This window comes from Bradyrhizobium sp. BRP56 (assembly GCF_020194035.1).
Taxonomy (GTDB): domain Bacteria; phylum Pseudomonadota; class Alphaproteobacteria; order Rhizobiales; family Xanthobacteraceae; genus Bradyrhizobium; species Bradyrhizobium australafricanum.
Window position 1 is genome coordinate 1 of record NZ_JADYVV010000240.1, and the last position, 392, is coordinate 392.

Annotated in this window: 1 protein-coding gene and 1 pseudogene; both read right to left on the minus strand. The window is 54.6% G+C overall.

The window, feature by feature from the left end:
* Nucleotides 1-130 (minus strand): annotated as a pseudogene (locus I6F38_RS43575) (TetR/AcrR family transcriptional regulator); the annotation flags it as partial.
* A 41-nt stretch (nt 131-171) separates the two neighbouring features.
* On the minus strand, nt 172-392 hold a 221-nt coding region (locus tag I6F38_RS43580), incomplete at its 5' end, for a hypothetical protein (RefSeq protein ID WP_225164739.1).

Below are 392 nucleotides of genomic sequence, written 5' to 3' on the forward strand. Positions count from 1 at the left end.
CATCGAAGCCCTTGCGCTTGAACACACGCCACGCACCTGCCAGCATCTGCTCGCGTTTGGCCGGGTCTTCGCCCGCCGCAAAACGCCCGGCGGCATTGCCCGGACAGCCCGTTTCCGTTTCCGTCTCCATATCCCTGTCTTCACCCTGCCATCGCTGCCGCCCTCATAGCATCACAACGGCGTAAAAAAAATTAACCGAACGTCGAACCAATCGGTTCGATAACACTTGATATGTGTCAGGAAAGAGATTATGTCAATCGAACCGAACGGTTCAGTTCGAAAAACTTTCTTCAATCTATCACGGTAAGCTCTCTCATGTCGGCCCAGAAGAATAATGCGGTTCGCGCCGTCAACGATGCGGAAGAGGCGGATATCTCCGCCAAGGCCGAGAC